The organism is Novosphingobium sp. ERN07 (assembly GCF_012641335.1).
Lineage (GTDB): Bacteria > Pseudomonadota > Alphaproteobacteria > Sphingomonadales > Sphingomonadaceae > Novosphingobium.
Map to the genome: position 1 here is coordinate 1 of NZ_JABAID010000006.1, position 14,028 is coordinate 14,028.

Sequence of the window (14,028 nt, forward strand, 5' to 3'; positions counted from 1 at the left end):
TTTTTAATCCCGTCGACGTGTTCGAAGCGTACCAAACGCTTAACCGTTGATCACGGTGATACGCGAACCCGCTTCACGCCAATTTGTCCACGCCACCTAAGCGCCTTGTTGAGCGCAGAACTGACGAGCGTAAGATTGCCGATGCCTTGCACTTTCCAGTTGCGGTCATCGCGGGTCGTGGCTGGATCGGTTAGGGGCCAGTGCGCGTCCCACGTTTGCGGCATGATGTGTTCGATCTCCAGCTTGTCGAAGTTGAAGGTCAGCACTGGTTCGGACTTCAGGGCTTGCGCCTGATAGTGTTCTTCAATCGCCCGCAGAACCATAAGCACGCGATTGCGCCGAAGATTGCCGTAGAACTTTTTGTTCAGCCAATCGGTGCGGAAGGTATCATCGCTGGGCCACCTGTCCGGCCCGTCGGGCGTAGCGGACAAGGCGGCGAACAGGGCGGGGGCGGCAGGACTATCGGCAGGTAGCATGGCAACTTTCTCGACGAGCGAGAGCGCCAGCGTGCCATAGCCTCTGGTCTGCATTCCGCAGACCGTCCTGCGAACAAGATAGCTCTCAAGGATTTGGCCGCACAGATCGCAGTCGGCTCCGGTTGAGCCGGGCCTGCCCATGATCGTCAAGAGAAGTGGATGGAAAACAATGACGTCCAGCACCTTCAGACGCCGCAGGAAGGTATCGAAACGAGTTGTGCCCGACGGGGCGTCGATCTCTCGGTATCGTTGCGCGTCAGCCGCAATGCCCATCATCAGAGCCGGGACGTTGATCTTACCATCATCATTCCGCTCACCACCCGTGCCGACATAGTCCAAAAAGCGGTCATAGAGGTGCTTGGCCGAGATTGGTTCGCGAACATGTCGCGTCAGCCAGTTCAGGAGGAATGTGTCAACGCGAGCACGCGCTGCGTGCCCGGTTCCGACGTTTGCGCGCCAGTAATCGCTATCGCTATCGAACTGCCGCCAATGCGAGGTGTATAGTGATGCAGTATCCAGCCCTTGCCTCGTGCCCTCCCAAAGCAGCCAGTTCTTGATGAGGTCCGCTGGCAGTAGCGGAGTGCCGTGGGCGTTCAACGTCTCGAAGATCGCCTGCGGTTCGTCATTTACGTCGAGGTCCAGCACGATCAGGCGAAGGTGATCCTTGAGTGCGCTTGCCAGAGCCTTGGCCCGGTCACCGTGGCGATCAATGTTCAGCCATGCCGCGAACTCGCTGCGGAAGAAGGCATAAGCGTGAGCCATTCGAGTATGCGGCTGCGAAGGACCGTCTGCCGCCTTAGCGTCCATGACATCCCGGAACGGTGCTCGATCTTCGTTTGTAGGCCAGACCTTGTAGCGTTCTTCATCCTCGGCATAGGCGGGATTGCTGGTCAGAGGCTCGATCTGGCGGGATGCGATGTCCACGGCCTTTGTCGCATCCTCATCCCCGGCTACAAGTGGGCGTATTCCTTCCAATGCGTGCTCGGCTGCCTTGAGCACCAACTGGAGCGTGGTCAGACGCTGCTGTCCGTCGATGACTTCCCGGCGTGGCAGACTGAACGTTGGATTGGGTGTTTGCTCCAGCACCACCGTGCCGAGGAAGTGAGCGGACACCGGATTGCCGTTAGCGTTTAGCACCCGCTCTGCCGCTGCACGAACATCGTCCCACAGTGGCTCCCATTGATCCTCCCGGCTCCAGACATAGGGCCGCTGGAATAGAGGAACGGTATAGCGGGTTTGCTGTGTGAATACGTTCATTACGGAAATGTAGCTGGGCTGCATTTTCTTCCCTGTTCTGTCGCGGCAGAGTTCATGACTGCCGCCGCCCGACTTATAGCTCATGAGGTCGTTACCAAAGTCGAAAAGACACGAGATTTTTCGTCAATTCTGCAAGGTTTTCCGTGACTTAGCGCATTCTGCTTGGCATTGTTTCTTGTAAATAATGCAAGGAAAACAGATGCTTATCGGCTATCGACGCTCATCGACGAGCGATCAGGTTGCGGGCTACGAAGCGCAGGAGGTTCAGTTGCGTGCAACGGGTTGCACTCGCATCTTCGGCGAGATGACTTCATCGCTGGCGCAGCGCGACCAGCTTGATGCCGCGCTGGAGTTCGTGCGTGAGGACGATGTTTTGGTCGTTTGCAAGATCGACCGCCTTGCACGATCCACTACCGACCTTCTGAAAATCGTCGCGATCTTGGAGGCCAAGCGCGTTTCGCTTCGTATCCTGGACTTTGGCGGGACCGAAGTTGACACGAAGTCGCCCACCGGGCGGATGCTCCTGACTATGTTCGGTGCGGTCGCCGAATGGGAACTGGCGACAATGAGATCGCGCCAAAAGGTAGGAGTTGCCAAGGCGAAGGCCGAGGGGCGCTACCGGGGCAGACAGCCGACCGCCCGTCGCAAGACCGCACAGGTGCAAGAGCTTCAGGCATCGGGCGCACGCCCCGGCGAGATCGCAGCCCGGCTGGGGATCAGCCGCAGCAGCGTCTATCGCATACTCTCGGAGGCCGCATGACTGACGTCCTTCGCCGCACTTTTGCGGACATCACCGCTCGCCTAGAGGAAGCTCACTCGCTTGCTGTCGAAGGGCAGAACCGGGACAACACACCTGATATGCATAGGGTCATCATCGGGCACCTCGTGAATGGCCTCACCGGCCTGCATGGCACTCTGATTGCCATGTCGGCGGAGATCGACAGGCAGGGCGTGTGAGCATCTTCGACATAGACGCTTACATTGACGCGCTCCCGTCGCACCGCCTGCGAGAGCCGACGAACCCGCCTGCACAGTATCAGGTTTCGCGCTGGCCTCTCCTGAAGCCTTACGCTGGCTTCAGCGGGATTGAGAGGCGACGCGGGGGCCAGTTGGCGGGGTGGCTACAGGCGGCAGGCTGCATAGCGAAACCATCTCGCTGCGACATATGCCGGAGCCGGGATCGCGTAGGCTATCATTCTGCCAGCTACTACCATGTCGGTCGTTACCCGGCCTTGTGTCGCCCCTGCCACTTCGCTGCGCATCGTCGATTTTACGAGTGGGATCAATGGAAACGCATCATTGACGCGGCGGCGGTTACAGGCCGGGAGTGGTTTGCCCTCGCGTCTCGGCACCGCATCGACATCGCACAGCACTTGCGAAACCTTTGGGGATGGCAGGCCGCAAACATCGAAAGGTCGCCGATCTCACCGTTGCCAGACGCAATCGTCGTGATGTTGCCGGATAACATGCTGCCCCACCCTAAGCTGTCACTTGCCGATGATGGGCAGCCGTTTGCCGGATTTTAGGGGGTCGCTTCTAAAGAGGGGAGGGAAAGTCCCGACAGGAGAAGCAGCATTAGTATAGGGACGCCAAGCGGGCATGTATTTGTCAGGGCACGTCAACGCAGTCGCACTACGCTTCCCGCGTTCTCGCCGGACATGTGTCCTACGATCCGCGACGTTGGCGTGGACCGATGGCAACTGTCTGTAAGAGGCACATGGCGAACACCTGACACGGCAGACGCGATGCAGCCCTACGAGGTCGCCGAGTTGTTGACCCTTCCCCCGGTGGGTTCTGATTGGTTTAGAAATGCCGAACAGACATCGACAGGCAGAAAGCTAGTCACGCGCTCCAACACTTCCAACACGCTTGGGGATATGGAGTTAAGGGTAGAATGCCGTGGCAATCGGCAGCATGAACTGTCGGCTTGGTTGAAGAACGCAAATGCGACGCGCACACTGGCACATCTGTTGGCCCAGCACGGTGACGCAGAGAACTTTTTAGATCGCATTCGCAACCTGTCGCCGTTCGACTTCTTTGGGCAATCGTCTCGCCCCATCCCTCGGTCTTTCGGCAGCGGCGGCGACAACTGGCTTCACGACCCCGACTTAGTGCGCGCTCATCTCGGACCCGACCCGTTTGGGGCATTTCTGCCTGTTTACGTAGCCCAGCTTCAGCTGTGCGTGGCGTCGATCCTCGCTCCACCCTCTGCCGAGATATTCGTCTGCGAGGGGACTGACATCGTCGTAGTTGATGACGAGGTGTCGTGCCGTTGGGCATGGGGCGATGTCCGGGTGCCACAGATCGAGATCTATTTCGAGCGGCATCATTCCAGAGCCGTGGGGGCAGTGCGCGCAGCGGCATCAGCGGCTCTTGCAAGCCTCGACAATGCATTAGCCCGCCGATACGAAACAATGGAAAGCGACTTCGTCGAGCGTGTCGGGGACAGCCTAACAATCGGAACTGTCCTTAATGACCGCTACCGCCTCAAGACCTACGCCAAAGCCCGGTCGCGGCTTCGGTTCGAGGTGATCCGAACCGGGAAAGGTGACTACGCTAGGTTGAGTAGACCTGTGCATCCTCAAGACCGCCTTCTTTCAATCATGGAAATGGAGCGTGAAAACTTGCTGACGGCGGCGCGTTGGGGTGTCGTTGGCACTTTTTTCGAGGAGCATCCTGATCCGCAGACCGACGATGTCGCCCGCTTGTTCGCAAGGATCGCAGAGGCATGTTCGAGACACGGCGTGCTCTTGGAGCCTATCATGGCGCGCCTGCTTGAAGATGGCGGCTGTCTAGAAAGCGATGAAACGCTTCCCGATGCCCTCATGAGCGACCTTTGCAGGACAGGCATACTGCGCCGTTACGTTGTCCGGAGGCAGGATCATCGCTTGCCAGACAAACGATATGCTCTGACCCCGGCCTATCGCCATTTGGCGACCGTCATCAGAACGACCTTGGCAGGGATAAGTTAGCGCCCTGCGCTAATCGACTTCCTGAAGCTCATTGAGCGAGCCATTCCCACAGTCTTGGCAACTAGTGCCTAGTCCAGAAGGTCGCCGGGCTTGACCTTCAGCGCCCGCGCCAGCCGTTCGACGATGGAAATGGTCGGATTGCGCGCCGCCCGCTCAAGATCGCTGATGTATGTGCGGTGGATACCGGCATGATCGGCAAAGGCTTCCTGCGACATCCCGGCCTCTCTACGAAGCCGGGCTAGGTTCTTTGCCAGTCGCTGCTGAATGCCGTCCATCGACAAGGTTAGACAAGCGATGTCGCCGATCAGTCCACCGACGATCAGTGACAATGAAACTCGTATGTCTCTGATTGTCTACACCGAGCGTTTACCTGCGCCTGCCTATGCTTTCGCAAGATCAATGACTTGTGGAGGTTCGAGTGAGCGTGGACGGCAAAGTGGCGGAACGGCGCGGGTGGCCGACTTGGGCGAAGGTTACAGCGGGCGTGGGCCTGCTTTGGGTAGTGTCCGACTTGGTCGGTTGCACCATTGGCTACATGGTGGAGCATACGCCCAAACAACCCGAGAAAGCCGCAGCGGAACGGGTAATGGACAAGATCGCCCCGGACACGGTGATACCGATGGATCGCGCCGACTACCGCAAGACCTTCGCGAAGCTCGGCAAGAAGCAGTTCGACAACGCCAATGACCTCATGAAGTGGGCGGCTGTGGCTGCTGCGGAGAGCGACAAGTGCGATAAGGTCGTCGTGGTCGGCATTTCGGACTACGCGACAGCCAAGGAACTCCAATGGTTCGTGGATTGCGAAAACAAGGAGCGGTTCCAGATCAGGGAAGCGCAAGCTGTCGCCGTGCGGGCAAAGTTCGCTGCTGCCAATGTCGCAGTCGCAGAACCCAAGTCCGCGCAGTGGAAGAACTTCAACGAGCGGGTCGCCGTCTCCGACTGCAAATCGCTTGTGCAGAGCGTGATGACAGATCGAGGCTCGTTTGATGCCGCATGGACTTGGGACAGTGAGAAGGACGATCAGACCGGGCGCGTGACGATCCAGCAGGACTTCGAGGCCAAGAATGGCTTCGGCGGGACCATCAGCAGCCGATACCATTGCGTGATAGACACCAAGATCGGCGGACGCATCGTCAAGCTCAAGGTCAGGGAAGCAGACGGCTGGCGAACGCTGATCTAGGCCCGGTGGACTACTGCTGCGCAAGGTGTAGTCTGATTTGGCAACCCCTCAAGTGACGAAAGCCAAATTGAACCGGATTGAGCACCAATCAATGTGGGAGGCGATGGACTGGCTAACCGCAGTGAATTGGGCGTCCATTAGCGATTTGGGAGTGGTTGACGGTGTTACACATCCTCGCTACACGCGCCCTCGGTAGAAGCGTTGGAAAGTCCCGGTTTTCGGCGGTTTTGGGGTGTTTGATGCCGCTCCCCCTCGGCTCCACCAGGTATCATCAGATCGCCTGATCAGGCAGGCGCCTTGCGGTCTGACGTTACAAGCTCTCCATGAACGGGTAAAAGGCTCGGATCCGGGGCGGCGTGTTGCATTGCTTCGGGCCTGTCAGTGGAACAGTTACCCAGATGCATTTTCTCGATCAGGCCAAAATCTTCATCCGTTCAGGCCAGGGCGGTCCCGGCGCGGTCAGCTTTCGACGCGAAAAGTACGAAGAGTACGGCGGCCCCAATGGCGGCAACGGCGGCAAGGGCGGTGACATCATTTTCGAAGCCGTCGCCGGGCTGAACACCCTGATCGACTTCCGTTATGCCCAGCATTTCAAGGCGCAGCGCGGCCACGGCGGCGCGGGCAGCAATCGCACCGGCGCGGGCGGCGATGATCTTGTGATCAAGGTGCCGGTCGGGACGCAGGTGCTGGACGACGACCGAGAGACGGTGCTGCTCGATCTCACCGAAGTGGGTCGGCGCGAAGTGCTGCTGCGCGGCGGCGATGGCGGGCGCGGCAACGCTTCGTACAAATCCTCCACCAACCGTGCCCCGCGCCAGCACGGCCCCGGCTGGCCGGGCGAGGAAATGTACGTGTGGCTGCGGTTGAAGCTGCTGGCCGATACCGGTCTGGTCGGCCTGCCCAACGCAGGCAAATCCACGTTCATCAATCAGATCACCAACACCAAGGCCAAAGTGGGCGACTATGCGTTTACCACCTTGCGGCCGCAGCTTGGCGTGGTGCGCCATCGCAATCGCGAATTCGTGCTGGCCGACATTCCGGGCCTGATCGAAGGTGCGGCAGATGGTGTGGGCATCGGTGATCGCTTTCTGGGCCATATCGAGCGGTGCCGCGTGTTGATCCACTTGATCGACATCCACAGCGATACCGATCCGGTAGAAGCCATGCACATCGTCGAGGGCGAACTTGAGGCCTATGGCGCAGGTTTGGACGAAAAGCCGCGCCTGGTTGCGCTGAACAAGATCGATCTTGTCGACAAGGAGCTGGTCAAGGCCTTCAGCAAGGAATTGCTCGAAGCAGGCGCCGACAAGGTTTATCCGATTTCCGGCGCCACGGGCAAGGGGATGGATGCGCTGCTGGATGCGGTCCTTGACCATCTTCCGCAGGCGACTGCCACCGAACGCCCCAGCGGGCAGGTTGAGGACGCCGAAGACGAAAAGCCGTGGTCGCCGATCTAAAAAGTCGGGCTCGTTCGAATGCAGCGAGCTTGCTTCAGGCGGCGAAGGCCTCGCATTTTCCGAGCCAAGCGGTGACTTCGGGCAGGTTGCCGATCTTTCCCGCAAGGCTTACTGGTGCCTGCTTGGCAAAACGAGGCTTTGTGTCGATCGCGCTTAAGTCAAGACTAAGCAATCGCTCCAGATCAGCCATTACTTCGGCTGAAACACGTCCCTCGGACGTAATCATTGTCTCATAGTCAAACGCCGCGTGGAAGCTATATCCGGCAAAGAATTTTTCGAAGAACCTGTCTTCGCGATAGCAGATCTCAAGGTAATTCTTCAGTTCTGGGATGTCGACATTAACGACCTCTGAGAACGAAAAAATCTCCGTCGTATGATACGTGCCACTTCTCTCGGCGATCTTTGCAGAGATATAGGTTTCAAGCGGGCTACGCCGCAAGTGAACAATCGGCACTGGCAGCATGGACAGGATTTGCAGCACCCAAGGTACGTCAAGAAAACTGTGGAATGGGGGGTTGATTGAGGCGAGGCAGTTATACTTGATGTCAATCAGATTGATTTGTGACTCGGCCTTCAACTCATCGACAAAATCGGCAAATCGCGCGGGTTGGTCAATAGCTTCGTCGATAGTCGATCCGCGCTCTGTCAGCCAACGACGAAATGATCGTTCTTCGCACGTCGGATCGAGGACTTCACCACAATATACGATGCCGGGGTGCCGTTCTAGCACCGAAGCCAATGCACCCGTGCCTGAGCGTTGGCGGGACAAAAGCAGAATGATGCTCAATATCGCGTATCCTCTGGCTTGCTCTCCAATTGTTTGGCGAGTTTCCTAACTTTCCTTCGGTTCGAACCGGTCAAAAGTTAGCTTAGAAGCATATATTCGGCTTTGCCTTTCTGCTCCAATCTCGACCCTTCGGACGGTCGACAACTCCACGCTAGCGGTTCTGGCATCTGCACGCTGCAAAGACATTCTGCCCCACATATCCGACCGGTAACCCTTCACGCATCGTCACAAATCGCCTAAGCGCCGTGCCATGAAGATTACCCAGCTTGCTCATCTGATCGATGCAAAAACTTGCCCGCGCCTTGTGGTCAAGGTTGGGTCGGCCCTGCTCGTGGGTAAGGACGGCGAGCCGCGCCGGGAGTGGTTGACGGCGCTGGTGGCCGAAATTGCGGCTGCCCGTGCCGCCGGTCAGGAAGTGATCGTCGTATCCTCTGGCGCGATTGCGCTGGGTGCGCGCAAACTGGCGTTGGCCAAGGGAGGGCGTGGTAGCCTGTCCGATGCGCAGGCCGCAGCTTCAGTCGGTCAGATCGCGCTGGCCGGCCTCTGGGCCGAACTGCTTGGCCTGCATGGACTTACCGCCGCGCAGATTTTGCTGACGCTGGAAGATCTGGAAGATCGTCGCCGCTATCTTAACGCCACGGCTACGCTGGGCACGCTGCTGGCCGCAGGCGCCGTGCCCGTGATTAACGAGAACGACTCGGTCGCCACGCAGGAAATCCGATTTGGCGATAATGACCGTCTTGCCGCGCGTGTGGGGCAAGCAGCAGGCGCATCGGGCGTGCTGCTGCTGTCCGATATCGATGGCCTTTATGACCGCGATCCGCGTCAACCCGGCGCGCTCCGCATTCCGGTGGTGCGCGGCGTAACGCCCGAAATTCATGCTATGGCGACAGGCGGATCGTCATCCGGCCTCGGTTCGGGCGGGATGACGTCGAAGCTGCAAGCGGCAGAGATTGCCGAACTTGCAGGCATGGCGCTGGCGATCATCGATGGCCAGCCGGTTTCGCCAATCGGTACGGCGATCACTGCCGATCGTGGCACGCTGTTCCTGCCGCGCGGGCGCAAGCAGGCGCGCAAGGCATGGCTTGGCGGTCGGATGCGGATGCGTGGGGCGGTGCATGTCGATGCGGGCGCCGCTGCTGCACTGGAGAGGGGGTCAAGCCTGCTCGCAGCCGGGATCACCGGCGTCGATGGCGATTTCCAGCGCGGTGATGCGATTGCGGTCATCGGCCCGGATGGGCAGACCCTTGCGCGCGGACTTTCGGAATATCACGCTGCCGAATGTAAGGTGCTCAAAGGCCATCACAGCCGCGAACACGAAGCGCTCCTCGGTTACGCTCCACGCTCTGCGCTGATCCATCGTGACCAGATGGTGCTGCTGTAATGCCCGCAGAATTGCTGGCGATCACCGGGGCTACCGGATTCGTCGGCCAGACCGTGCTGGATTACGCTGCTCGTGCCGGGCTTGAAGTGCGCGCACTGGCCCGCCGCCCTCAAGACGCGCGCGCAGGCGTGGAATGGGTGCAGGGCGATTTGCAGGACAAGCGCGCGCTGCTACGCCTTGTCGGCAAGGCCAGCGTCGTGTTGCACATCGCAGGCGTGGTCAATGCGCCCGACCCGCAAGGGTTCGAAGACGGCAACGTCTGGGGCACCCTGAACGTGGTCAATGCCGCGCTCGATGCGGGCGTGCCGCGCTTTGTCCATGTCTCGTCGCTTTCCGCGCGGGAGCCGGAGCTTTCGATCTACGGCAAGTCCAAGCTGCGCGGTGAAAAGATCGTGAAGGCCAGTAGTCTGGACTGGACGGTCGTGCGCCCGCCGTGGGTCTATGGGCCGCGTGATACCGATACGCTGGAAATGTTCCGGGCCGCCCGCTTTGGCGTGCTGCCTTTGCCGCCCAAGGGCCACGCCTCGCTCATCCATGTGACCGATCTTGCCCGCTTGCTGCTTGCACTGATCCCCGGTGGTGAGGACGTGACGCATATGACGTTCGAACCCGATGACGGCACGCCCGGCGGCTGGACACACAACGAAGTGGCCAAGGCCATCGGCATGGCCGTGGGCAAGCGCGTCGCTGCGATGAACCTGCCCGCCGGAATGCTCCGCCTTGGCGCAAGGCTCGATGCGCGCTTCAGGGGCAAGAGTGCCAAGCTGACCGCAGACCGCGTGGGCTACATGTGCCACCCCGATTGGCGCGTGGGCGAAGGGCTGCAACCGCCGCCCGCGATCTGGACCCCGCAGGTCGAAACCCGCATGGGGCTTCATGCAACTGCCGCATGGTATCGCGAAGCAGGTTGGCTGAAGTGAAAGTGTGTCGAATGGCACTGGTCTTGGCGTAAATTCCGATTAACCCTTCGCATACTTGGGCAGAGATGCTTTCCGGGGGTGCGAAGGAATGGCGAGGATGATCTGGGCAGCGCTGCTGACGGCGGCTGCACCCTGTTTCGCACAAGCGGCTGAACCAACACAAAGCGCCACCGCGCTGACACTGGCTGACGAGCTCAAGGCGCTCAAATCGATAGACACCACCGCAAAGCCGGCCGAAGCGCTGGCGCGGATAGATGGTGTACTGGTGCGGGCCAGAAATGCGCGCGGGATCGATCCTGTCGATATTCAGGCAGCACAACTGGCCCGCGCCGATGCGCTCTATCGGCTTGACCGGTATGATGAAGCTTTGCCCATCCTTCAGCAAGCTGAGCAGGTGCTGGCAGGCAAAGCTACCGTTGAAAGCGTGGAGCACGCTCGTCTGCTTGATGCTATCGGTTCCACGCTGGCAGGGCTGGGGCGGAACGATGAAGCGGAGCAATGGCTTCAGCGGGCGCTTGCCATGTCGGAACGAACCGCTGGCCAACGCTCTATCGCCTATGCCTCGGCGCTCTATGGTCTCGGCCTGATCGACTATCAGCGCGGCAATCCGCTCGCGGCGCTGCCCCGCTTCGCGCAGGCATGGGAAACGGCTGATGCGCTTTCCGGCAGTTTGTCTGGGGCAGACCTGATTTTGCCGGCCGATTTCGGCATCAGTTATTCGGCCCTGCTCGGCGCGACAGGGGATATCGAACGCGCCATCGCACCAGCCCGGTCCGCGCTCGTTTGGGCCGAAACGCATCTGGGCGGCGAACACCCGGTTACGATGGCGGCGCTCAATCGCCTCGGCACGATTTACAACGACAACGGCCTTTTCGCCCAATCCATCCCGATCCTGCGCCGCACGCTCGAACATCGTTCTCGCACGCTCCCGCCCAATGATCCGCAATTGGGCTTCACGATCGAGGCGCTGGGCTATGCTCTGGACAACTCCGGCCATCGTGAGCAGGCGCTGCCTTTCTACGAGCGTGGCGCAGAGATATTCGAAACCTCCATCGTGCCCGGCCAGCCTGCGCTGGTCACCACGGCCATCGGGCAACTGGCGCGAGTCAGGCGGTGGTCGGGCGATATTGATGGAGCGCTGGCCCTGCGTGAAAAGGCCGTCCGCCTTGGCCGCGAACGTGCGCCTTCGGCCGATCACCCCGATGTGCTGTTTGCCGAACTCAACCTCGCGCGCGAATACATCCTGCTGGGCCGGTACAAGGATGCGGAGCCGCTGCTGGAACACGTCAATCAGGCCTATGCAGCGCGCGCGCTCGATACCAGTCCGCGCCGCATCGGTGGCCTGATATCCGGTGCGCAGATTCAGGCGGCGACGGGAGACATTGCTGGCGCATTGGCCAGCACAAAGGCCGCTTTGGCCCCGGCGAGAACCCGATTGCTGGATCGCGCAACGCCGCGTGCCGAAGTTTCGCGGCTGGCACAGCAGTATCAGGTGCCCTTCATCCAGCAGGTCGCCCTCGCGATTCAGGCTGGCGATATGGCGCAGGCGTTTGACGCGCTGCAACTGGCCAATCTTGGCGATTTGCAGACCGCGATTTCGGGCATGGCTCTGCTCAATTCCGCCAGCAGCCCGCAAGCTGTAGAAGCCTTGCGCGCATATCAGGGGCTTGCCGCCGAAGGTGCCCGCCTGCGCCGCACACTGGCCGCAAGCGTGGCGGCAGGCAAAACCGATGCCGTGGATCGTATCAACCGTGAAATCATCTCGGTAGACGCACGCCTGCGCGATCAGGACGCTTTGCTTGCGCGTCTGCTGCCGGGCTACGCCGCGCAGACTGCCGTTGAACCTGCGTCGCTTGATCGGGCGCGGTCAGCCCTGACACCGGATCAGGCAATCGTCCTCTATGGACTGGCGGAAGACGGTCTGTTCGTCATGGCGGTCACGCGCAAGCAGGTCGTTGCCGCCCATTCTATTGTCACTCCCCGGACCCTGCTCGAACTGGAAAGGCGGTTGCGCCGGTCGATAGATTCCGGCCTTGCCGCGGGCGGCGATGGAACATTTGATCGGCAAGCGGCGTACGAACTCTATCGCATCCTGTTCCCGTTGCAGATACGCAATGCTGTCAAAGCCACGCCCGATTTGCGGATACTTGCCGGTGGAAGTCTGGCGTCCCTGCCGTTCGCCGCCCTCGTTACGCAGGCACCATCGGGTGATGATGCATCGTCCACCGCCTTGCGCAAAACGCGGTGGCTGGTTGAAACCCATGCCGTGTCCATCCCGCTTTCCTTGCAAACACCACCAACCTCGTCCCGCGCGCGGGCAAACCTCACGTTCGCAGGGATCGGCGCCCCCCTGCTGGGTGAACCGCTGCGCCTTGCCACCCGCTCGGCACCGCTTCTGCGATCTGGAAACACCAGCGTACAGGCCTTGCGCGAACTGCCGAGCCTGCCCGGCGCGGCGGACGAGTTGCGCAATATGGCCAGCGCCTTTTCCGGCGCTCCTGCGCTGCTGATCGGGGCCGATGCCACCGAGACTGCCGTGAAGGCGGCCCCGCTCGACAAAGCCAGTGTCATCGCTTTTGCGACCCACGGCCTTGTCGGCGGTGCATTCCGTGATCTGGTCGAACCGGCACTGGTGCTGACCCCGCCACAAAAGGCGAGCGAGGACGACGATGGCCTGCTCACCGCGTCCGAAATTGCCAAGTTGCGGCTCGATGCCGATTGGGTGATCCTTTCCGCCTGCGATACCAGCGCGGGCGATGGCGAAAGTGCGCCGACATTCTCCGGCCTCGCGCGATCCTTCGTTGCAGCGGGCGCGCGTTCGCTGCTGCTGTCGCATTGGCCGGTGCGCGATGACGTTGCCAGCCGGCTGACGCTGGATACGCTGAACGGGGCGGCAAAGGGACTTTCCCGTGCAGAGGCGCTGCGCCGCGCGCAACTGGCGATTATCCGTGATGGCAAAGTGCCCGGCGCTGCCCATCCTGCCACATGGGCGCCCTTCGTGCTGGTCGGAAACTGAAACCGATGCGGCAGCGGTCGCTTGCGGCCAATGCCAAATCATGGTCCACTGCCAACGCTCACATGGTCGGGGGCAAGCACTACAAGGGGGAACATCATGGAATGGATGCTGATGCCTTACCGGCGCTATGCCGAATTTTCGGGCCGTTCGCGGCGCAAGGAATACTGGATGTTCGCGCTGTTCATGGTGATCGTCTACACGGTCGGTGCAGGATTGGTTCTGGCGGGCGGCGGATTGCAAGCCATGACGGCTGGGATTCCTGAACCCGATGCGGTTACGCCTGCTGAAGTGCCCGGCCTTGGTCCGCTCGGCTGGATTGGGGTAGCGCTGATGGTGATCTTCGCGTTGGGCAGCTTCATTCCGTCGATCGCCGTCACCGTGCGCCGCTTCCATGACCGTGACATGTCAGGCTGGTGGTATCTGGGCTTCATCGTCGCCAGCGCCATTCCCTTTGTCGGTTCGCTGGTCAGCATTGCCCTGCTGGTGCTGATGTGCCTGCCCGGCACCGCTGGTATGAACCGCTTTGGCGATGATCCGAAAAACCCAGTCGGTTACGACGTTTTCGGCTGATCTGCGGAA

General features: G+C 60.4%; 12 protein-coding genes. 9 read left to right on the top strand and 3 right to left on the bottom strand.

Translation table 11 applies throughout. The annotated features are described in order from the left end of the window. Positions 1 to 50 precede the first annotated feature (50 nt). Positions 51 to 1,733, bottom strand: a complete 1,683-nt coding sequence (locus HGI47_RS09920) for a DUF262 domain-containing protein (RefSeq protein ID WP_168852620.1) — start codon at positions 1,731 to 1,733, stop codon at positions 51 to 53. 199 nt (positions 1,734 to 1,932) lie between these two features. Between HGI47_RS09920 and HGI47_RS09925 the strand changes: the two genes are divergently transcribed. The 3 genes from HGI47_RS09925 (at position 1,933) to HGI47_RS09935 (ending at position 4,705) form a co-directional block, all read left to right on the top strand. Beyond that, entirely contained in the window at positions 1,933 to 2,493 is a 561-nt protein-coding gene (locus tag HGI47_RS09925; protein WP_168852621.1) for a recombinase family protein, read from the top strand. Beyond that, positions 2,490 to 2,690, top strand: a complete 201-nt coding sequence (locus tag HGI47_RS09930; protein ID WP_168852622.1) for a hypothetical protein — start codon at positions 2,490 to 2,492, stop codon at positions 2,688 to 2,690. Before HGI47_RS09925 ends, HGI47_RS09930 begins: the two co-directional genes overlap by 4 nt. A 788-nt stretch (positions 2,691 to 3,478) precedes the next feature. Further along, the gene (locus HGI47_RS09935) at positions 3,479 to 4,705 is read left to right on the top strand and encodes a hypothetical protein (protein ID WP_168852623.1); all 1,227 of its coding nucleotides are present in this window, start codon (positions 3,479 to 3,481) and stop codon (positions 4,703 to 4,705) included. A 68-nt stretch (positions 4,706 to 4,773) separates the two neighbouring features. Here HGI47_RS09935 and HGI47_RS09940 read toward each other — a convergent pair whose 3' ends face one another. Beyond that, positions 4,774 to 5,034, bottom strand: a complete 261-nt coding sequence (locus HGI47_RS09940) for a helix-turn-helix domain-containing protein (RefSeq protein ID WP_240950122.1) — start codon at positions 5,032 to 5,034, stop codon at positions 4,774 to 4,776. A gap of 89 nt (positions 5,035 to 5,123) precedes the next feature. On the opposite strand from HGI47_RS09940, the gene HGI47_RS09945 reads away from it, so the two are divergent. Next, entirely contained in the window at positions 5,124 to 5,885 is a 762-nt protein-coding gene (locus tag HGI47_RS09945) for a hypothetical protein (RefSeq protein WP_168852624.1), read from the top strand. Positions 5,886 to 6,283: 398 nt separating this feature from the next. Next, positions 6,284 to 7,342: a GTPase ObgE gene (gene obgE / locus HGI47_RS09950; RefSeq protein ID WP_168852625.1), complete on the top strand. Its 1,059-nt coding sequence runs from the start codon at positions 6,284 to 6,286 to the stop codon at positions 7,340 to 7,342. A gap of 34 nt (positions 7,343 to 7,376) precedes the next feature. Here the strand turns inward: obgE and HGI47_RS09955 are convergent, their stop codons facing one another. Then, positions 7,377 to 8,129: a sulfotransferase gene (locus HGI47_RS09955; RefSeq protein ID WP_168852626.1), complete on the bottom strand. Its 753-nt coding sequence runs from the start codon at positions 8,127 to 8,129 to the stop codon at positions 7,377 to 7,379. A gap of 250 nt (positions 8,130 to 8,379) precedes the next feature. Here HGI47_RS09955 and proB point away from each other — a divergent pair, with 250 nt between their 5' ends. From proB to HGI47_RS09975, 4 genes are all read left to right on the top strand, one after another. After that, positions 8,380 to 9,513: a glutamate 5-kinase gene (gene proB / locus HGI47_RS09960; RefSeq protein ID WP_168852627.1), complete on the top strand. Its 1,134-nt coding sequence runs from the start codon at positions 8,380 to 8,382 to the stop codon at positions 9,511 to 9,513. Next, positions 9,513 to 10,433 (top strand): NAD(P)-dependent oxidoreductase, encoded by a 921-nt coding sequence (locus HGI47_RS09965; RefSeq protein WP_168852628.1) that lies wholly within the window; start codon positions 9,513 to 9,515, stop codon positions 10,431 to 10,433. The genes proB and HGI47_RS09965 overlap by 1 nt, the downstream gene beginning before the upstream one ends. Positions 10,434 to 10,530: 97 nt before the next feature. Next, positions 10,531 to 13,449 carry a CHAT domain-containing protein gene (locus HGI47_RS09970; RefSeq protein ID WP_168852629.1) on the top strand — a complete coding sequence of 973 codons (2,919 nt, stop codon included), beginning with the start codon at positions 10,531 to 10,533 and terminating at the stop codon, positions 13,447 to 13,449. Positions 13,450 to 13,545: 96 nt separating this feature from the next. Then, a complete protein-coding gene (locus HGI47_RS09975; protein WP_168852630.1) occupies positions 13,546 to 14,019 on the top strand; it encodes a DUF805 domain-containing protein in 474 nt (157 codons plus the stop codon). Positions 14,020 to 14,028: the final 9 nt, after the last annotated feature.